The 17,683-nt window shown below is 62.7% G+C and carries 20 protein-coding genes; 13 read left to right on the forward strand and 7 right to left on the reverse strand.

What is annotated here, in order from left to right; all coding sequences use genetic code 11:
• Window positions 1-20: 20 nt before the first annotated feature.
• Together ACQ4WR_RS08020 and ACQ4WR_RS08025 are read left to right on the forward strand one after the other, a co-directional pair.
• Window positions 21-1,868: a sensor histidine kinase gene (locus tag ACQ4WR_RS08020; RefSeq protein WP_436486476.1), complete on the forward strand. Its 1,848-nt coding sequence runs from the start codon at window positions 21-23 to the stop codon at window positions 1,866-1,868.
• A gap of 184 nt (window positions 1,869-2,052) precedes the next feature.
• Window positions 2,053-2,823, forward strand: a complete 771-nt coding sequence (locus ACQ4WR_RS08025) for a glycine-rich domain-containing protein (RefSeq protein WP_436486477.1) — start codon at window positions 2,053-2,055, stop codon at window positions 2,821-2,823.
• A gap of 86 nt (window positions 2,824-2,909) precedes the next feature.
• Here the strand turns inward: ACQ4WR_RS08025 and ACQ4WR_RS08030 are convergent, their stop codons facing one another.
• The 4 genes from ACQ4WR_RS08030 to ACQ4WR_RS08045 form a co-directional block, all read right to left on the reverse strand.
• Entirely contained in the window at window positions 2,910-3,149 is a 240-nt protein-coding gene (locus ACQ4WR_RS08030) for a hypothetical protein (protein ID WP_029496207.1), read from the reverse strand.
• 242 nt (window positions 3,150-3,391) lie between these two features.
• The gene (locus tag ACQ4WR_RS08035; protein WP_436486478.1) at window positions 3,392-3,649 is read right to left on the reverse strand and encodes a hypothetical protein; all 258 of its coding nucleotides are present in this window, start codon (window positions 3,647-3,649) and stop codon (window positions 3,392-3,394) included.
• A gap of 217 nt (window positions 3,650-3,866) precedes the next feature.
• Window positions 3,867-4,127, reverse strand: coding sequence for a hypothetical protein (locus ACQ4WR_RS08040; protein WP_436486479.1), 261 nt, complete (start codon window positions 4,125-4,127; stop codon window positions 3,867-3,869).
• A gap of 83 nt (window positions 4,128-4,210) precedes the next feature.
• Complete coding sequence (locus tag ACQ4WR_RS08045; RefSeq protein WP_436486480.1) at window positions 4,211-5,128, reverse strand: sugar nucleotide-binding protein; 918 nt, start codon at window positions 5,126-5,128, stop codon at window positions 4,211-4,213.
• Window positions 5,129-5,140: 12 nt separating this feature from the next.
• Here ACQ4WR_RS08045 and ACQ4WR_RS08050 point away from each other — a divergent pair, with 12 nt between their 5' ends.
• The 5 genes from ACQ4WR_RS08050 to ACQ4WR_RS08070 all read left to right on the forward strand — a co-directional run bounded on the left by ACQ4WR_RS08050 (window position 5,141) and on the right by ACQ4WR_RS08070 (window position 10,023).
• Complete coding sequence (locus ACQ4WR_RS08050) at window positions 5,141-6,166, forward strand: CDP-6-deoxy-delta-3,4-glucoseen reductase (protein WP_436486482.1); 1,026 nt, start codon at window positions 5,141-5,143, stop codon at window positions 6,164-6,166.
• Between the two features lie 85 nt (window positions 6,167-6,251).
• On the forward strand, window positions 6,252-7,523 hold the full coding sequence (locus ACQ4WR_RS08055; RefSeq protein WP_436486484.1) for an MFS transporter: 1,272 nt from the start codon (window positions 6,252-6,254) through the stop codon (window positions 7,521-7,523).
• Between the two features lie 38 nt (window positions 7,524-7,561).
• Entirely contained in the window at window positions 7,562-8,227 is a 666-nt protein-coding gene (locus ACQ4WR_RS08060; protein WP_436486486.1) for a DUF1345 domain-containing protein, read from the forward strand.
• A gap of 183 nt (window positions 8,228-8,410) precedes the next feature.
• The gene (locus ACQ4WR_RS08065) at window positions 8,411-8,788 is read left to right on the forward strand and encodes an HPF/RaiA family ribosome-associated protein (protein ID WP_102295380.1); all 378 of its coding nucleotides are present in this window, start codon (window positions 8,411-8,413) and stop codon (window positions 8,786-8,788) included.
• 269 nt (window positions 8,789-9,057) lie between these two features.
• Window positions 9,058-10,023, forward strand: a complete 966-nt coding sequence (locus ACQ4WR_RS08070) for a GGDEF domain-containing protein (RefSeq protein ID WP_436486785.1) — start codon at window positions 9,058-9,060, stop codon at window positions 10,021-10,023.
• Window positions 10,024-10,111: 88 nt separating this feature from the next.
• Here ACQ4WR_RS08070 and ACQ4WR_RS08075 read toward each other — a convergent pair whose 3' ends face one another.
• Window positions 10,112-10,744, reverse strand: a complete 633-nt coding sequence (locus ACQ4WR_RS08075) for a DUF5610 domain-containing protein (protein ID WP_436486488.1) — start codon at window positions 10,742-10,744, stop codon at window positions 10,112-10,114.
• A gap of 157 nt (window positions 10,745-10,901) precedes the next feature.
• Here ACQ4WR_RS08075 and sbcB point away from each other — a divergent pair, with 157 nt between their 5' ends.
• Window positions 10,902-12,350: an exodeoxyribonuclease I gene (sbcB, locus tag ACQ4WR_RS08080; RefSeq protein WP_436486490.1), complete on the forward strand. Its 1,449-nt coding sequence runs from the start codon at window positions 10,902-10,904 to the stop codon at window positions 12,348-12,350.
• 222 nt (window positions 12,351-12,572) lie between these two features.
• Here the strand turns inward: sbcB and pyrF are convergent, their stop codons facing one another.
• Entirely contained in the window at window positions 12,573-13,397 is an 825-nt protein-coding gene (gene pyrF / locus ACQ4WR_RS08085) for an orotidine-5'-phosphate decarboxylase (protein ID WP_102295377.1), read from the reverse strand.
• Window positions 13,398-13,575: 178 nt separating this feature from the next.
• Between pyrF and ACQ4WR_RS08090 the strand changes: the two genes are divergently transcribed.
• The 5 genes from ACQ4WR_RS08090 (at window position 13,576) to ACQ4WR_RS08110 (ending at window position 17,352) form a co-directional block, all read left to right on the forward strand.
• Complete coding sequence (locus tag ACQ4WR_RS08090) at window positions 13,576-14,190, forward strand: LemA family protein (RefSeq protein WP_102295375.1); 615 nt, start codon at window positions 13,576-13,578, stop codon at window positions 14,188-14,190.
• Between the two features lies 1 nt (window position 14,191).
• Window positions 14,192-15,025, forward strand: coding sequence for a TPM domain-containing protein (locus tag ACQ4WR_RS08095; protein WP_102295374.1), 834 nt, complete (start codon window positions 14,192-14,194; stop codon window positions 15,023-15,025).
• On the forward strand, window positions 15,025-15,546 hold the full coding sequence (locus ACQ4WR_RS08100; protein ID WP_102295372.1) for a TPM domain-containing protein: 522 nt from the start codon (window positions 15,025-15,027) through the stop codon (window positions 15,544-15,546). The genes ACQ4WR_RS08095 and ACQ4WR_RS08100 overlap by 1 nt, the downstream gene beginning before the upstream one ends.
• 84 nt (window positions 15,547-15,630) lie before the next feature.
• Window positions 15,631-16,395: an SDR family NAD(P)-dependent oxidoreductase gene (locus ACQ4WR_RS08105; RefSeq protein ID WP_102295370.1), complete on the forward strand. Its 765-nt coding sequence runs from the start codon at window positions 15,631-15,633 to the stop codon at window positions 16,393-16,395.
• Window positions 16,396-16,938: 543 nt separating this feature from the next.
• Window positions 16,939-17,352 (forward strand): VanZ family protein, encoded by a 414-nt coding sequence (locus tag ACQ4WR_RS08110; RefSeq protein ID WP_258003017.1) that lies wholly within the window; start codon window positions 16,939-16,941, stop codon window positions 17,350-17,352.
• Here ACQ4WR_RS08110 and ACQ4WR_RS08115 read toward each other — a convergent pair whose 3' ends face one another.
• Window positions 17,353-17,652 carry a hypothetical protein gene (locus tag ACQ4WR_RS08115; RefSeq protein WP_146012408.1) on the reverse strand — a complete coding sequence of 100 codons (300 nt, stop codon included), beginning with the start codon at window positions 17,650-17,652 and terminating at the stop codon, window positions 17,353-17,355.
• Between the last annotated feature and the right edge of the window lie 31 nt (window positions 17,653-17,683).

The raw sequence follows: 17,683 nt of genomic DNA on the forward strand, positions 1-17,683 counted from the left end.
TCTTCCTGATGCGGATGGCGATGTCTCCTAATGCTGGTGAGCAACAATTAGCGCTGGAAAGAAGACCGCTGTGGCTGCTTGGCGTGGTCCTGTCGACAATGGTGGGCATGCTGTTCTACATGGCCGCCTCGCTGTCGATCGAGAACGATGCCAGCGACCTGTTCAACAATCTGGCGCGCAGCGCCCGGCAAAGCATCGAAACCCGTGTCCAGGCCTATGGCAACCTGCTGCGCGGCGCGGCCAGCCTGTTCCGTGCCAGCGAGCATGTGAGCCGCGAGCAGTTTCACCGCTACGTGGAAAACATGGACTTGCCGCAAAACTATCCGGGCGTGATGAACCTCAATTACGCCGAGGAACTGAGCGAGGCACGGCGGCCCGCCTTCGAGGCTGCCATGCGGCGCGACTATCCACCCGGCAGCGACGGCTATCCCGCCTTCGCCATCCACCCGCCCGGTGTGCGCGACAGTTATTCCGTGCTCGTCTACCTGGAACCGCTCGCCAGCGCGGAAGACAAATATGGCTATGACATCGCGGCACGCCCCCTGATCGCGGAAACCCTGGCCGCGTCGCGCGACTCGGGGCGCATCAGCAACTCCGGCACGCCCGTACCGATGGAAGGCCGGCCGCAATTGACGGGCATGGCCATGCGCCTGCCCGTGTACCGCCTCGGCATGCCGACAGACACCGTCGAGCAACGGCGCGCCGCCTACCAGGGTTCCGTCGGCGTCGGCTACGACCTGGTGACCATGGTACGCAGCGCGCTGGCCGACATGCCGGTACGCAATGTGCGCCTGACCCTGTTCGACATCGGCCCGCAGGCGCGCGCGCCGCTGGACTTGCCGCACAGCATGCGCCCCATCTTCGACAGCACCACGGCGGGCCTGCACGCGCCATGGTGGCAGCCTGCCAATTCCGGCAAATACCTGAGCAGCACCATGCTGATCGATTACAACGGCCGCGTCTGGCAAGCCCTGTTCAGCGTGCGCAAGAGCGACCTGTACACGCGCTTCGATGCCTACCTGCCGTGGCTGGCCATGCTGGTGGGCTTTTGCAGCGCCATGCTGTTATATATGCTGTTCCACACGCTGTCGTCGTCGCGCCGGCGCGCCATCCAGATGGCCACGGGCATGACGCAGGAATTGCGTGCCAGCCAGATCCGCCTGCAGCTGTCGCACCAGAAACTGCGCCGGCTGGCGGCGCACGCCGACCAGATCAAGGAAGAGGAACGCAAACGCATCGCGCGCGAGATTCACGATGACCTGGGCCAGAACCTGCTGGTGCTGCGCATCGACGCCGACATGCTGGCCTCGCGCACGCAGCGCCGCCATCCGCGCCTGAACGCCCGCGCCCGCTCCACCCTGGACCAGATCGACGCCACCATCAAGAGCGTGCGCCAGATCATCAACGACTTGCGCCCCACCGTGCTCGACCTGGGCGTGAATGCGGCCGTCGAATGGCAGGTGGCGCAGTTCCGCCTGCGCACGGGCATCGCCTGTGAAGTGACTGAAAACCATGACGATATCTGCCTGAGCGACCAGTGCGCGACGGCCCTGTTCCGCATCCTGCAAGAGTCGCTGAGCAATATTTCTCAGCATGCCAATGCCAGCCGGGTGCAGGTCAAGCTGGAAAAGTGCCGCGATACGGTGTCGATGAGCATCCGCGACAACGGCGTGGGCGCGGCCATCGACGGGCGCAACAAGCTGGGTTCGTTCGGCCTGGTGGGCATCGAGGAGCGCATCAAACTGCTGGGCGGCACCTTCTACATCGACAGCAGCCCCGGCGCCGGCATGTGCGTGCACGTCAGCGTGCCGCTGGGTGCCGACGCCACCCGCTTCCCCTACCAGGACGACACCCGCGCCAGCGCCTGATCAGCAGCGTTTCAAGCAAGCTGAGCTTGCGTATTTTGTAATTAGATGCAATATTGATGTAAAACAACATCACGCGCCTGCCCGCCATGGGCAGGTTTTCCTTTGCATCTAGCCAGGAGCTCACACCACCACCTTCTCTTGCCGCACCCTTCTTTCCACTATGCGCTTACTCACAAGGACACTCATGGATACGAACGACAGTTTCAAGGCTATTGCCGATTTGAATTTGGACGCGATCAAGGTCAAGCTGATGCACCGGGAATCCGGCGAGGGATGGAGCCTGGAAAAGGCCAATGCGGTGGAGTTCGAGTATCGCCGCTTCCTCATCCTGATGAAGCAGTTTCCCCAGGAAGAGACGGCGCCGCTGATGGATGTCGATACCTTCTGGCACTATCACATTCTCGACACCCTGAAATACGCGGCCGATTGCGAGCAGGTGTTCGGCTACTTCCTGCACCACTTCCCCTACATCGGCCTGCGCGGCGAAGATGACGAAGCGGCGCACGTGCGCGTGGGCGAGCGCATGAAAGAGCTCTACGAACAGACATTCGGGGAAGATTATATCCGCGCAGAAACGGCGTATTCGGGACGCGCCGTCCAGGCGGCGTATTCGGGACGGGCCGTGCAAACAGCGTATTCGGGTCGTGCCGTGCAAACGGCGTTTTCCAGTGCGGCGGTGCAGGCGACAGCGTATTCGGGCAGAGCCGTGCAAACGGCGTTCTCCAGTGCCGCGGTACAGGCGACCGCGTACTCGGGCCGGGCCGTACAAACCGCGTTTTCCAGTGCTGCCGTGCAGGCAACGGCCTATTCGGGCCGCGCTACCGTTGCTGCCAATACCGCATTTTCCAGCGCGCCCGGCAGCTTGGCCGCGGCGGTGGTCAAGTCGTCCTCGACTGGCCTGGAAATGGGGCGTTTCTATTTCGATCGTCCGGCGCTGGGCCCGGACACACAATAGAAAAACGGGAAACAGGTATGGCTGCCGCACGCGGCAAGCCTGATATGCAAGACGGCACCTCTCAGTTTGCCGTCTGTCAGGCGCTCTTAGGCAGCCATCAACTCGCGCAGTTCGCGGATGCTGAAATCGCTGATTTCGTGCATGCGAATCAGGATCGTGGCGCCGATCGGCAAGGTATTGTGACGAATCTTGCTGATGACGGGAGGTGCCACTTCCAGTGCGCGCGACAGGGCGGCATCATTTTTCAGCTGCAGCTTGTCGATGATCGCATCGAGGACGCGATTCGGGTTGTAGGTAGGCAAAGAGGTAATTTGTTTGAGAGACATGATTGAAAATCCGTACTTGTTGTATTAATGCTCGAAGAGACCGAATGTCGCTTTTGCAATAATTCAGGGTAAACACACTAAAAAGCGCCATCACTTATGCGGTTTCTATCCCGCAAACAATATAATACACGCTATTGTTGATTTTTGCGTAACTTAAAGCAAAATTGTGATAATTGAAGAGAATTGACGCACTTGGAATGTGCTAGAGGATAACTCAAAATGGAAAAATTTGCTGCAAGTCATCAATTTTTACGATGAGCAACACCGCTGTGCATGAGCCAAGCTATCGTCATCAAGGCACCCAGGCGGGCTATTTCCGCTGACAGGCGCCAGCTTTGGTGCCAGCTTTGCGCCGCGACACTGGCCACTGGCGGCTCGTTGCGGCTCCAGCACAGTTGACGGCGGATTTCTTCGGGCGGCGGCGGTGGCAGCACGGCATGTTCGCGGCGACGCATGTACGCGCGCACCTGTTCCTTGCTGGGATGGCTGATGGGACGCATCGGACGCTCCTGCGGACCGGACACATCGTCACGCTAACTGCCCAGCCCGCCAAAAATAGGCGAAATGCGTGACGACCTTGCTCACCATATCGCCACGCCGCCACCGCGCGTTTGCGCCAGATCAAGTGCGGCGCCGCGGCGTTGCACCGCGGCGACCCACCCTGCCGGCCCTGCGGGCGCGGCTTGTATTACCTTACTGCTTCGCTGCCTGACTGCCTTACTTCTTTTGCTGGCGCACGCGCTGCTGCTGCTTTTCCTGGGTCTGCTGGCGGTTCTGCTTGCGCTCGAACAGGGTCACGGCGTCCTTCTTGGCTTGCTCGACGGTCCGCATGGCTTCATGCGCATCGTGCGGCACGAAAAATTCCGCGTCCTGAGCAGCCACGACCAGCTTGATGGCCGCTTCGTCGTCCAGGTCATACAGTTCCGTCAGGACGGTCGTGACCTCGTCCAGGTATTCTTCGTAAGTCAGGGTGGTCATGCTGTATTCCTTTAATAGTGGTGCCCGGCAGGAACGGCGCGCGCCGCGCCGCGCCGTAAAAAGTGCGGAGATAACCGGCCATTTTACCCGATGCGGGCGCCGCTGGCTGCCAGCATTTGCAAGGCATCGGCCACGCGCGGGTAACGCAGGCGCACGCCCAGCTCGCGCTTCAGGCGCGCATTGTCCAGGCGGCGCGACTCGGACATGAACGACAGCAGCATCGGCGTGACCACTTGCTGTAGCGCGGCACGCGGCAGGCGCGGCGGGCGCGGCAAGCCGAAGGTATCGGCCACGGCGTCGAAATACTCGGCCATCCTGAGTTCGCTGTCATCGCTGGCGTGGTACACGCGCCCAGGCTTGCCACGCCACAGGGCACGCTCGATGATGCGCGCCAGGTCCTCGGCATGGATATGGTTGGTATACACATCGTCCGCGGCGGCCAGCGCCGGCGTGCCTTCGCGCAAGCGTTTCAGCGGCAGGCGGTCATCCGCATAAATGCCGGGCACGCGCAGGATGGCTGCGCGGCTGGCGCGGCGCGCGCCCCAGGCCCGCAGCACCTGCTCCGCATCCACGCGCCGCCTGGCGCGCGCATTGGCGGGCGCCACGGGCCGCGTTTCCGCCACGCTGGCGCCGCCGCAATCGCCATACACGCCGCTGGTGCTGACATACACCAGGCGGGCATGCTCGGGTAAAATGGCGGCCAGATTGCGCGTGCGCCGGTCCAGCAAGCCGGACGACATGGGCGGCGCCAGGTGCACGATGCTCGGTGCCAGGCCGGCCAGCCGCTTCAGGCTGGCGCGGTCGTCCAGGTTGGCCACGATGGGCACGGCACCGGCCGCCCGCAGCTCTGCGCAGCGCGCTGGCTGACTGGTGACGGCAAAGACGCGAAAGCGCCCGCGCAGCAAGGGCAGCAAACGCATGCCGACGTCGCCGCAACCGAGAATCAGCAGGCGCGGCAGGCCTACAGGCTGGCGCAAAGAGTGCATTAACATATTTTTCATCTCAAGGATTGTATGACTTTTCAAGTTACTGTTCAGCCCAGCGGCCACCAATTCAGCTGCGAAGCGGACGAAACCGTGCTGGCGGCGGCGATCCGCGCCGGCGTGGGCTTGCCATATGGCTGCAAAAATGGCGCCTGCGGCTCCTGCAAGGGCAAGGTTGTTGCCGGCACCGTCCAGCACAAGGCGCACCAGCAACGCGCCCTGACGCCGGAAGAAGAAGCGGCCGGCTACTCGCTGTTCTGCTGCGCCACCACGGATGCCGACCTCGTCATCGAAGCGCGCGAAGTGGCTGGCAGCAGCGACTACCCGATCAAGAAAATGCCCTCGCGCGTGACGACGATGGAAAAAGTCGCCCCCGACGTCATCGTGCTGACCTTGCAGCTGCCAGCCAGCGAGCGCCTGCAGTACCGCGCCGGACAGTATATCGAAATCATGCTGCGCGACAATAAGCGCCGCAGCTACAGCATGGCCAGCGCGCCCGCCGACGGCGGCCCCGTGAGCCTGCATATCCGCCACCTTCCCGGCGGCCTTTTCACCGACCAGGTGTTTGGCACCATGAAAGAGCGCGACATCCTGCGCTTCGAAGGCCCGATGGGCACCTTCTTCCTGCGCGAAGACAGCGACAAGCCCGTCGTGCTGCTGGCCTCGGGCACGGGCTTTGCCCCGCTGAAAGCCATTGTCGAGCAGATGATCAGCGCACAATCCACGCGTCCGATCACGCTGTACTGGGGCGGGCGCCGTCCGCATGACCTGTACATGGACGCGCTGTGCCGCCAGTGGGCCGCCGACTTGCCGCAGTTCACCTACGTGCCTGTCGTCTCGGAAGCCCTGCCGGAAGACGCCTGGAGCGGCCGCACGGGTTTCGTGCACCAGGCTGTCATCGCCGACTTGCCCGACCTGTCCGGCCACCAGGTATATGCGTGCGGCGCGCCCGTGATGGTCGACTCGGCCCACCGCGATTTCGTGCAGCAATGCGGCTTGCCTGACGACGAGTTCTACGCCGACGCCTTCACCACCGAAGCCGACCTGGCCAAGTAAGCAGCACCGTCCAGACGGCGGGGCTGCCGGGGCGGCGCCCGCCGCCGCGTTTGCCCCTGCCACTCCGCTGTTTCCTGGAAATATCATGTCTCTCGCTTCCGCCGGCAACGGCTTCAGTATCCTGCGCCAACGCAACTTCGCCTGTTACCTGTCCGCCCGCGTGCTGGGCACGGTGGCCGTGCAGATGCAAAGCGTGGCCATCGGCGTGCAGGTGTATCAGCTGACGGGCAGCCTGTTCGATCTGGGCCTGATCGGCCTGGCCCAGTTCGCGCCCTTCCTCCTGCTGATCCTGCCGGCCGGCCACGTGGCCGACCGCTACAACCGCCGCAACATCATCGCCTGCTGCCTGGCGGCGCAGCTCGCTTGCGCGCTGGCCCTGCTGGCCTTCACCTTGAACGGCCTGTCCATCGTCTGGCCCGTGTTTGCCGTGCTGGTGCTGTTCGGCAGCGCGCGCGCCCTCATGATGCCGGCCACGCAGGCCGTGCTGGTCAACATGGTGCCGACGCAGCAATTCAGCCGCGCGGTGGCACTCAGTTCGTCCAGCTCGCACGTGGCCATCATCGTGGGGCCGACCCTGGGCGGCTTGCTGTATTACTTCGGCCCCAAGATGGTGTACCTGGTCTCGTCGGCGCTGCTGGTGCTGTCGGTGCTGCTGATGTGCGCCACCACGCCGGCGCCGCAAGTGGTCAGGCGAGAACCCGTCAGCTGGCACAGCCTGCTCGAAGGCTTGCGTTTCGTCTGGTCCAGGCCCATCGTGCTGGGCGCCATCTCGCTGGACCTGTTCGCCGTGCTGTTCGGCGGCGCCACGGCCCTGCTGCCGGCGCTGGCGCACGACGTGCTGCATGTCGGCCCCAGCGGCCTGGGCCTGTTGCGCACGGCGCCGGGCGCCGGGGCGGCCCTGTGCTCGATCCTGCTGGCCATCTTCCCCATCACACGCAAGGTTGGTGCCTGGATGTTCGGCGGCGTGGCCGTGTTCGGCCTTGGCACCCTGGTGCTGGGCAGCACCAGCTATTTCCCGCTGGCCCTGGCGGCGCTGTTCCTGATGGGCGCCGGCGACATGGTCAGCGTGTATATCCGCCATTTGCTGGTGCAATTCGAGACGCCGGACGACATCCGCGGCCGGGTCAGCGCCGTCAACGCCGTCTTCATCGGCGCCTCGAACGAGCTGGGCGAATTTGAATCGGGCATCACGGCGGGCTGGTTCGGCCTGGTGCGCGCCGTGCTCTTCGGCGGCGCCGCCACCCTGGCCGTGACTGGCGCGTGGGCCGTGCTGTTCCCCGTGCTGTCGCGCATGGACCGTTTCCCCCACCACGAGAAGGAAGCAGCGGCCAGGACAGCCGCCACGGCAGGCGCTTAGGCGCTAAGATGCGCTATCGATACTGACGACCTGGCGCCATGAAAATTCCCCTTCCGTTTCACAGCTTCATTCGCAGCCGCCCCCACCTGAGCCTGGCCACGGCCATCGGCGTGGCGGCCGGCCTGCTGCTGCCCTCCGAATGGCTGCTGATGACGCGGCTGCTGACGGCCTGGAACGTGGCCGTCTGGTTTTACCTGGCGACGATGGCCTGGATGATGATGCGCGCCAACCATCACACGGTCAAAACCATGGCCACGCGGCAAGATGAACGGGCGGCGATGGTCTTGCTGGCCCTGTCCGTGGCGTCGGTGATGAGCTTGCTGGCCATCGTCTCGCAACTGTCGTCCATGAAGGGCATGGCCGACGATGAGCGGGCCCTGCACTACGCGCTGACGATCTTCACCCTGGTCGGCTCCTGGTTTCTCGTCGGCACCCTGTTCTGCTTTCATTACGCCCACCTGTATTACCTGGCCGACCCGGCCAGGCGCCCCCTGAAATTTCCCGACGACGAACAAAATCCCGACTACTGGGATTTCCTGTACTTCGCCTTCACCATCGCCGTGGCCGTGCAAACGTCGGACGTTTCCGTGCAGACGCGGCTGATGCGGCAAATCGTGCTGGGGCAATCCGTGCTGAGCTTTTTCTTCAACCTGGTCGTGCTGGGACTGTCGATCAATATCGCGGCGGGCCTGATCAATGGCTGAAAAGTTTCAATGAGGAAACTTGACCTGGGTGTAGGGTTAAGCTCATCTTAATCGTGCGCACCCTCTTGAAATACTGGAAAGAGGAGTAAGATAAGTCACATGCACGAGGCAATGTGCATAAGGCAGCAACCAGGCCGCAGCACGCCTGAGATGGGTTTTTTTTGAATTGACAGGAGTAAGCATATGCAAATCAATATTCATACCGACAGCACCATCGCCAACACCGCTGGACTGAACGAACATGTGCAATCCGTACTTGAAAGCGCACTGAGCCGCTTCCGCGACAACCTGACCCGCATCGAAGTCCACCTCAGCGATACGAATGGCCCGAAAGGCGGCGCAGACGATATCCGCTGCGTCATGGAAGCCCGTGTCGCCGGCTACCAGCCGATTGCCGTCACCGAGCAGAACGCTACCGTGCACCAAGCCGTTGCCGGCGCCACCGACAAGCTGAAACGCGCCATCGATAGCGCCCTGGGCCGCCTGCAAGACAGCAAGCGCCACGCCACCGGCAAGAATGCCGTGATCGATGCAGCCGAAGCGGAAGAAACCGCCGAGTAATTCCCATCTGCACTATTTGCCAGAGACGAGGCAGCCGTTCAAGGCTGCCTTTGCACATCTGGCCTGCCTCTGCGCCTGTCCTGCGCGCCGATATCCGTAACAACACCACCAGCATTGACAATGCTTGACGCGACAATGAAATAATTGTCGTATTTTTCACAGAAAGTTACTAGAAGCAAGGTTTTGCCGTTACGGCAGAGTCAGCTTTAGGCTATCATGAAGAGACCGGCGCGCTGCACGCGCGGCACGGGCTTTATGAAAGTATGACTGTGGAACAGATCGGCAACTTTGGCGCTTCAGGCTGCAACATCGGCGATTTACAGCTATTTCGCGATGGCGCGGATAGCCGGACGGCCGCCATGCTGGCGCCCTGCCCCGTCATGCGCCTGGAAGCGGGCGAAGCCCTCACCGACACGCGCGGCGCCAGCCTGTACATCGTCCTGCGCGGCGCCCTGGCCGTGGCCGCCGACACCCATACGGGCATGGACGACGGCACTGTCAGCAAGGTCTTGCCCGGCGAAAGCGTGGGCGAACAATCGGTGCTCGACGAGGCCAGCAACCTGGCCGCTATTTCCGCACTGGAAGAAACTGATTTGCTGGTCGTCGATGCGGCCATCGTCTGGGAACTGATCGACCAGTCGAACGGCCTGGCGCGCAACCTGCTGCGCTTGCTGTCCTTCCGCATCCGCGCCGCCAACGCCCTGTTGCGCCGGCGCCAGAAACTGGGCGAATTCTACCGCCAGCTATCGATGGTCGACAGCCTGACGGGCTTGTACAACCGCGCCTGGCTGACGGACTTGCTGCCAAACATGATCGTCACGGCGCATGGCAGCGGCGCGCCCCTGTCGCTGCTGATGATCGACCTCGACCATTTCAAGCGCTTCAACGATACGCACGGCCACCAGGCGGGCGACCAGGCCCTGCGCATCGCCGCGCAAGTGCTGGGCGCGGCCCTGCGGCCGACGGATTTTGCCGTGCGTTACGGTGGCGAGGAAATGATGGTGATCTTGCCCGATACCAACGAACACGTGGCCCTGATGGTCGCAGAACGGCTGTGCGAGCGCATGCAGCAAGCCGTCATCTTCGCCGACATGCGCAGCGCGCTGCCACACATCACGGGCTCGTTCGGCGTGGCCAGCCTGGCGCCCGGGCAGGACGACCATGGCTTGATCGCGGCGGCCGATGCGGCGCTGTATCGCGCCAAGGCAGGCGGGCGCAACCGGATCAGCACCTGAAACCAAGCCCATGGCGTCGTTGCGCTGCCTGATCGTCAGCAGCGCGCTTCGCCCTGCATATTTTCTCCGGCGCAAGATGCAATGATGATCAGGCCGCCTTGCTGTCGGCCGGCTTGGCAGGAGCGCCTGGTGTGGCAGCCTCATCCTTCTTGCTGCTGTGCGCGGCAACGAAATCCGCATAGCCCTTCTGCACCAGCGCGTAGGTCTTGTCGATATTGCTGGCGATGTCGCCGCCCAGCACTTTCAAGCCGTCCAGGATGTCGCGCGCTTCCTTGAAGCCTTTTTCCATGCCGCCACTGATGGTATCCATGAACTTGCTCAGCGCGGCATCGTCGTCCAGGTCCGGATTCTGTTTCTTGAAGGCGTCGAAAAATCCCGTCGACAGCGACACGATGCGGTTCGCCGTCGCTTCGGCGCTGTTGTCCTGCGACGCGGCGTTCTCGATCGCATCGTCACCGTACTGGCCTTTCAGCGCCTCGTTGATATTCGTGATGGCGGTCTTGTACAGCAGCGCCAGCGGTTCGTTTTCCGAACCGATCGACACATTCAGCGACGCCTGCATGATGGAGGCGTTCAATTGCAGCTTGGTACGGTCGTTCACGCTCATTTCAGTGTTGCTGGCGTCCTTTTGCTGGACTTTCTCTTCCTTGCCGGCAGCATTATTACTGACGGAACTCAGGGAAGCGGCGGAATTGCCGCCTGCGGCGATGGGAATTGACATGATAGGCCTCCTTGAACGGGCAATGTATGCCACCATGCGAATACCGCAACGGTGACGCTCCTCTCGTGTAGTATCGGCAGGTTTTCAGAAAACTGAAGCGGCGGCTTTGCAGCAGCCGGCCCAACCAAGATCACAATTAAGCAAGCAACGACCATCAATGACTACCCAGACTTTCCTTTGGCACGACTACGAAACCTTTGGCGCCCAGCCGCGCCGCGACCGCCCGGCCCAGTTCGCCGCCATCCGCACGGATGCGGACCTCAACGAGATCGGCGAGCCGATCATGCTGTATTGCCAGCCTGCCAATGATTTCCTGCCTGATCCGCAATCGTGCCTGATCACCGGCATCACGCCGCAGCAGTGTCTGCAGCTGGGCGTGCCCGAGCACCAGTTCGCCGCCACCATCGAAGCGGCCTTTTCGGAACCGGGCACCATCGGCGTGGGCTACAACACCATCCGTTTCGACGATGAAGTCACGCGTTTCCTGTTCTGGCGCAACCTGATCGACCCATATGCGCGCGAATGGAAGAACCATTGCGGCCGCTGGGATATCCTCGACGTGGTGCGCATGACGCACGCCCTGCGCCCGGAAGGCATTCAATGGCCGAAGCGCGACGACGGCCAGACCAGCTTCAGGCTGGAACACCTGAGCAAGGCCAACGGCCTGGTGCACGAAGCGGCGCACGATGCGCTGTCCGACGTGCGCGCCACCATCGCCCTGGCGCGCCTGATCAAGGAAAAGCAGCCGAAGCTGTTCGAGTTTTGCCTGGCCCTGCACAAGAAGGACAGGGTCGCCAGCGAAATGGGCATGCACCTGGCCGCCGGCGAGCGCCAGCCATTCCTGCACGTCTCCGGCATGTTCCCCGCCGAACGGGGCTGCCTGGGCGTCGTCTGGCCGCTGGCCACGCACCCGAGCAACAAGAACGAGATCCTCGTCTGGGATTGCGCCTACGACCCGCGCGAACTGTTCCAGCTCGATGCCGACACCATCCGCACGCGCCTGTTTACCCGCAAGGAAGCCATGCCCGAAGGCATGACGCGCCTGCCCGTGAAAAGCGTGCACCTGAACAAGTCGCCCATGCTGGTCGGCAATCTGAAAACCCTGTCGCCGGCCATGGCCGCGCAATGGGGCATCGACGTGGACGCGGCGAAGGCCAACGCGCAATTCGCCGCCACGGCGCCGAACATGGACGCCATCTGGGCCGACGTGTTCCAGCGCCCTGGCGCGAATGTCGCGCTGGACGTCGATGAGGATTTGTACAATGGTTTCGTCAGCAACGACGACCGCCGCCTGCTCGAATCCCTGCGCCGCGAAACGCCGGCCAAGCTGGCCACGGCCCGCCCCTCGTTTGCCGACGAACGCCTGCAGGAGCTGCTGTTCCGCTACCGCGCCCGCAATTTCCCGCACACCCTGAGCGAAGCGGAAAGCCTGCGCTGGGAACAGCACCGCGCCGCCCGCCTGTTCGACGGCGACGGCGGCGCCCGCACCATCGAAATGCTGTTTACGGAAATCGACACATTGTCGGAATCGGTGGATGAGCGGGGGGAGGAGATTCTGGGAGAGCTGTACGATTACGCGGAGATGGTGGCGCCCATGCGCGATTAGTCGCACCTGACCAAACCTGCTGCGCGTCGGTATAGGCGGCCTGCTGAATGTAATTTTTCAGCCCGCGCGGTGCACTTTGATCGCATCGCGCGCTCAATTTGCAGCCGTAGGTCGGATTAGCGGGGCAAAGCCCCGCGTAATCCGACAACATTGTTGACGTTACCGGTGTTGTCGGGTTACGGCCGCTGGCCTAACCCGACCTACATTTTTTATGGGTGATGTTTATACAGAACGATGCTGATTGATGGCATCGCGCGTTTCAATCGCCACGCGGCGCGCCGCGTCGGCCCAGTCTTCGCCGTCCTGCGGCGTGGCGTAGATGATGGCGCGCGAAGAGCTGATCATCATGCCCATGCCGTTCGCCGTCTGGCCCGCGCCGACGGTGGCGGCAATGTCGCCGCCCTGGGCGCCGATGCCGGGCACCAGCAGCGGCATGTCGCCGACGATGGCGCGCACTTGCGCCAGTTCCTCAGGGAAGGTGGCGCCGACGACGAGCGCGCACTGGCCATTCTTGTTCCATTTCTCGGCCACCAGGCGCGCCACGCGCTGGTACAACGGCTCGCCGTCCGTATTCAGGAATTGCAGGTCCGAGCCGCCCGGGTTCGACGTGCGGCACAGGATGATCACGCCGCGATCCGTCCACGCCAGGTAGGGATCGAGCGAATCCTCGCCCATGTAGGGGTTCACGGTGACGGCGTCGGCGCCGTAGCGCTCGAACGCTTCGCGCGCGTACTGCGTGGCAGTGGCGCCGATGTCGCCGCGCTTGGCGTCGAGGATCAGCGGGATGTGCGGGTAGTTCTCGCGCACGTAGCGGCAGATGTCTTCCAGCTGCTTTTCCGCGCCCAGCGCGGCAAAATAGGCGATCTGCGGCTTGAAGGCGCAGGCCAGGTCGGCCGTGGCATCGATGATGCGCGTGCAAAAGGTGGTGATTCCATCAGGCAAGTCGCGCAGTTCGGCCGGCAGTTTCGCCAGGTCCGGGTCCAGTCCCACGCACAGCAGGGAATTATTGGCCGTCCATGCGGCGGATAATTTATTGATGAAATTCACGGCACACCTTCTCTATATTCAGTTGCAAACCCCGTATTGTAACGCGGCGCCGGGTTGCCACGGCGTGCCCCGGCAGCCGGCACCGCGCCAGGGGCGGCCGCGTGCGCTTATTAAACCGACATTGCGGGCCGTTTCAGGTATATTTGCCTCACCTCCCTTACTCTGCACGGAACCCATCATGCAAATCACCAATCAATTCACCAAATGGCTGCGCCTGGCGCTGAGCGTTACTGTCCTGGCCGGCATCCTCACTGGCTGCGGCTACAACGACTTCCAGAGCAAGGACGAGGCAACCAAGGCCGCCTGGGGCGAAGTGGTCAACCAGTACCAGCGCCGTGCCGACCTGATCCCCAACCTGGTCAATACCGTCAAGGGCTATGCCACGCATGAACGCGAAACCCTGGAAGCGGTGACCAAGGCGCGCGCCGCCGCCACCAGTTTCCAGATCACGCCCGAAGTGCTGAACGACCCGGCCGCCTTCGAGAAATTCCAGCAAGTGCAGGGGCAGCTGTCGTCGGCCCTGTCGCGCCTGATGGTGGTGTCCGAGAAATACCCTGACCTGAAAGCCGACACCAGTTTCCGCGACCTGCAGTCGCAGCTGGAAGGCACGGAAAACCGCATCACCGTGGCGCGCCAGCGTTACATTGCCGCCGTGCAGGACTACAACGTGCATGCGCGCAGCTTCCCGAACAACCTGACGGCCATGATTTTCGGCTACAAGGTCAAGCCATCGTTCACGGTGGAAAATGAAAAAGCCATCTCGACCGCACCAACCGTCGACTTTGGCAAATAAGATGAAAGCCTGGTCTTATCTGGCGGCGCTGGCGACGGCGCTGCTGCTGTGGACGATGCCGCCGGCAGGCGCACAGGGCTTGCAGCCCGTGCCGCCGCTGGCGGCGCGCGTGACGGACGATGCCGGCATGCTGGACGCCAAGCAAAAGGCGGCGCTGGAAGGCGTGCTGGCCGACTACGAAGCCAAGACGGGCAGCCAGATCGCCGTGCTGCTGGTCAAGAGCACGGAACCGGAAGCCATCGAGCAGTACAGCATCCGCGTGACGGATGCCTGGAAGCTGGGCCGCAAGGGCGTCGATGACGGCGTGCTGCTGATGGTAGCAAAAGACAACCCGCCTGCCCTGCGCCGCCTGCGCATCGAGGCGGGCCGTGGCGTGCAGGGCGTGCTGACGGATGCGCAATCGAAACGCATCCTGCAAGACGTGATCGCCCCGCATTTCAAGCAGAATGATTTCTATGGCGGCCTGGTCGCTGGCGTGGGGGCGATCGCCACCCTCCTGAACCAGGAGCAATTCCCCGCCCCTGCCCAGCAGCAAGTGCCAGCCAGCGTGCAAGCAGGCGGCATGACCTTCTGGCTGCCGCTGCTGTTCTTCGGCTTTCTCGTCGTGCTGACCCTGTTCCGTTCGCGTGGCGGACCGACGCGGCTGCAGCGCGGCAGCAACTGGTCCAGCGGCGCCACGGGCGTGGTGCTGGGCAGCATTCTCAGCCAGGCGCTGAACAACCGGGGCGGCGGTGGCGGCTTCGGTGGTGGAGGTGGTTTTGGCGGCGGTGGCGGCGGTGGTTTCGGTGGCGGCGGCGGCGGTTTTGACGGCGGCGGCGCCTCGGGAGATTGGTAATGACGAAACAACTGACATTCGGACAACGCTGCGGACGGGCCTTGAAACATTTGCGCGGCACGCCGGCGACGGCGCGCCAGGCCTTTCCGGAACGCACCCTGAAAGCCATCGAGGCAACCATTGCCGACGGTGAAAAGATGCACCAGGCGGAAGTGCGCCTGATCGTCGAAGCGGCACTGACGCCGGGCATGGCGTACCAGGGCGTGAGCAACCGCGAGCGGGCGCGCGAACTGTTTGCCCAGTACGGCGTGTGGGATACGGAAGACAATGTTGGCGTGCTCATCTACATCAACCTGGCCGAACACCAGGTCGATATCGTGGCCGACCGCCACGTGGGCCGGCGCGTGACGCCGGAGCAATGGCAAGCCGTCTGCCGTACCATGACCAAGGGGTTCAAGGAAGGCAATTACCATGACAGCACCCTGGAAGCGCTGGCGCAGCTCAATACCTTGCTGCAAAGCCACTTCCCCGCCGATGGCACGCGCGGCAACCAGTTGCCGAATGAACCTATCCTCCTCTGAAGTCCGCCCAGGGATTAAAATCTGCCATTGCCGCGCAGGCTGGTGGGTGGGCAGCGCGGCCCCTATTACCGCCGAGGAGAACACATGAAACTGATCAACAAAACCGCCATCGTCACTGGCGCCACGCAAGGCATCGGCCTGGCCTGCGCCAGCCGCCTGATCGCCGAAGGCGCGCAGGTGATGCTGGTCGACATCAAGGAAGAAGGCGCGCAGGCGGCCGCCGCGCTGGGCCCGCAGGCGCGCTTCTTTTGCGCCGACGTCAGCCAGAAAGCGGACGTCGATGCCATGCTGAAGGAAACCCTGGCGCAGTTCGGCCACGTCGATATCCTCGTCAACAACGCGGGCGTCACGCACGCGGCCGATTTCCTCGACGTCTGCGAAGACGATTTCGACCGCGTCATGCGCATCAACCTGAAATCGATGTTCCTGTGCGGCCAGGCCGTGGCGCGCGACATGGTCAAGCGCAACAGCGGCTGCATCATCAACATGTCCAGCGTCAATGCGGAGCTGGCCATCCCGAACCAGGTGCCGTATGTGGTGTCGAAAGGCGCCATCAACCAGCTGACCAAGGTCATGGCCCTGAACCTGGCGCCGCACGGCGTGCGCGTGAACGGCATCGGTCCGGGCACCATCCTGACGGAACTGGCCAAGCAGGCGGTCTTGTCGAGTCCGCAAGCGCGCCATACCATCCTGTCGCGCACACCGCTGGGCCGCTGCGGCGAGCCGGAAGAAGTGGCCGGTATCGCCGCCTTCCTGGCCAGCGACGACGCCACCTACATGACGGGCCAGACCATCTATGTCGATGGCGGACGCATGGCGCTGAACTACACGGTGGCCGTGCAGGAATAGAGGCAGAAGAAGGCAGTTATATAAAAAAACGATAATGGATATCTGAAAAGACCATTAGACACATATCGTGCGACGCAGCATAATGCACCTGTCTCCACTATTCTCCTCCAAGAAAATAGTTTTAAGCCCGCTTTCACCAGCGGGCTTTTTTTTTGCTGTCACAGCTGAAACATGGCCATTCTTGCCATGCCGGGTGATTTTTCCCCGCATTGTCCGCACCACGAAAAAAATATTGCGGTGTGTCATGAACCCGTCATGTTCGCCCCCTATACTTGCTTCATCTGCTGTACAGGTAACCGATATGCCTGACTACAGACAGGTGTGCCGCCATGGCACACCACTCCCCTTTCATGACTGTGGCGCGCGCCGGCAAGGCGCACGCCATGGCCCGCAACGCTCAACTCTTGACCCATTTCATTTGGGTTTTTGGCCCGCGCCCCCGCGGGCCTTTTTTTTGCCTATGAGCCAGCCTCTTGCGCAATAACACAGGCCGCTGCCACGCCCATGGTATTGTTATCGCCTTTCCCATCCCGCTCACGTACCATGCCCGCCACGCTGCTTGCCCTGTGTTTTGCCGACCGTTACGAACGCCTGCGCTTCCGCACGGCACTGGTGCTGTACCTGCTGGTGATCCTGATTGGCGATATTCCGGGCATCCGCGCCGACGTCGGGCAATATGCGTCGGGCGGCGTGCTGCACTCGTTCGGCTATGGCGTGCTGGCCCTGATGCTGTTCAGCGGCATCAGCGGCGGCGTGGCGCGCCGCGCGCTGCTGTCCGTACTGATGGTGGTCGCCATGGGCGCGCTGGACGAATTCATCCAGAGTTTTCTCTCGTACCGCCATGGCTCCGTGCACGACTGGCTTGTCGATATCGCGGCGGCGATGGTCGTGTCACTGCTGCTGACCTTCCTGTGGCCGAAGATGGTTGCCGCCACCCTCAAGTTCATGCCGTCCTGATCACTGGCCAGCGCCGTCACCGCCGCTCAGCTCAAGGCTCAGCTGTCCTTGTCCTGCGGCGGCATGCGCGGCGATGCGCCGCAACACCGCACGCATCTCGCGGCGACTGTCCACGCCCGCAGCGCGTGCCGCATCGCGTTTCATCTCCAGCAATTGTTCTGAACGGGAAAGCCTGGCCAGCGCATGCAACGCATGTTTCAGGCCATGCCGGGCACGCGCATCGTGCGCCGCCTCGGGGGCGCCATACACGGCGCTGACCAATTCGTCGATCAGACGGGCGCTTGCGGAAACTGAAGACATTTTTTCTCCTGGGATAAACAGCAAGGAAACA

The organism is Janthinobacterium amylolyticum (genome assembly GCF_051380655.1).
Taxonomy (GTDB): domain Bacteria; phylum Pseudomonadota; class Gammaproteobacteria; order Burkholderiales; family Burkholderiaceae_D; genus Janthinobacterium.

Bases quoted from the DNA above. Each gene is read 5' to 3' on its own strand.
- ACQ4WR_RS08105 (WP_102295370.1), top strand. From the start codon at position 15,631: ATGAAACTGATCAACAAAACCGCCATCGTCACTGGCGCCACGCAAGGC.
- ACQ4WR_RS08020 (WP_436486476.1), top strand. From the start codon at position 21: ATGTCTCCTAATGCTGGTGAGCAACAATTAGCGCTGGAAAGAAGACCG.
- ACQ4WR_RS08030 (WP_029496207.1), bottom strand. From the start codon at position 3,149: ATGTCTCTCAAACAAATTACCTCTTTGCCTACCTACAACCCGAATCGC.
- ACQ4WR_RS08075 (WP_436486488.1), bottom strand. From the start codon at position 10,744: ATGTCAATTCCCATCGCCGCAGGCGGCAATTCCGCCGCTTCCCTGAGT.
- ACQ4WR_RS08115 (WP_146012408.1), bottom strand. From the start codon at position 17,652: ATGTCTTCAGTTTCCGCAAGCGCCCGTCTGATCGACGAATTGGTCAGC.
- sbcB (WP_436486490.1), top strand. From the start codon at position 10,902: ATGACTACCCAGACTTTCCTTTGGCACGACTACGAAACCTTTGGCGCC.
- ACQ4WR_RS08055 (WP_436486484.1), top strand. From the start codon at position 6,252: ATGTCTCTCGCTTCCGCCGGCAACGGCTTCAGTATCCTGCGCCAACGC.
- ACQ4WR_RS08040 (WP_436486479.1), bottom strand. From the start codon at position 4,127: ATGACCACCCTGACTTACGAAGAATACCTGGACGAGGTCACGACCGTC.
- ACQ4WR_RS08100 (WP_102295372.1), top strand. From the start codon at position 15,025: ATGACGAAACAACTGACATTCGGACAACGCTGCGGACGGGCCTTGAAA.
- ACQ4WR_RS08090 (WP_102295375.1), top strand. From the start codon at position 13,576: ATGCAAATCACCAATCAATTCACCAAATGGCTGCGCCTGGCGCTGAGC.
- ACQ4WR_RS08065 (WP_102295380.1), top strand. From the start codon at position 8,411: ATGCAAATCAATATTCATACCGACAGCACCATCGCCAACACCGCTGGA.
- ACQ4WR_RS08060 (WP_436486486.1), top strand. From the start codon at position 7,562: ATGAAAATTCCCCTTCCGTTTCACAGCTTCATTCGCAGCCGCCCCCAC.
- ACQ4WR_RS08095 (WP_102295374.1), top strand. From the start codon at position 14,192: ATGAAAGCCTGGTCTTATCTGGCGGCGCTGGCGACGGCGCTGCTGCTG.
- ACQ4WR_RS08110 (WP_258003017.1), top strand. From the start codon at position 16,939: ATGCCCGCCACGCTGCTTGCCCTGTGTTTTGCCGACCGTTACGAACGC.
- ACQ4WR_RS08050 (WP_436486482.1), top strand. From the start codon at position 5,141: ATGACTTTTCAAGTTACTGTTCAGCCCAGCGGCCACCAATTCAGCTGC.
- ACQ4WR_RS08025 (WP_436486477.1), top strand. From the start codon at position 2,053: ATGGATACGAACGACAGTTTCAAGGCTATTGCCGATTTGAATTTGGAC.
- ACQ4WR_RS08035 (WP_436486478.1), bottom strand. From the start codon at position 3,649: ATGCGTCCCATCAGCCATCCCAGCAAGGAACAGGTGCGCGCGTACATG.
- ACQ4WR_RS08045 (WP_436486480.1), bottom strand. From the start codon at position 5,128: ATGAAAAATATGTTAATGCACTCTTTGCGCCAGCCTGTAGGCCTGCCG.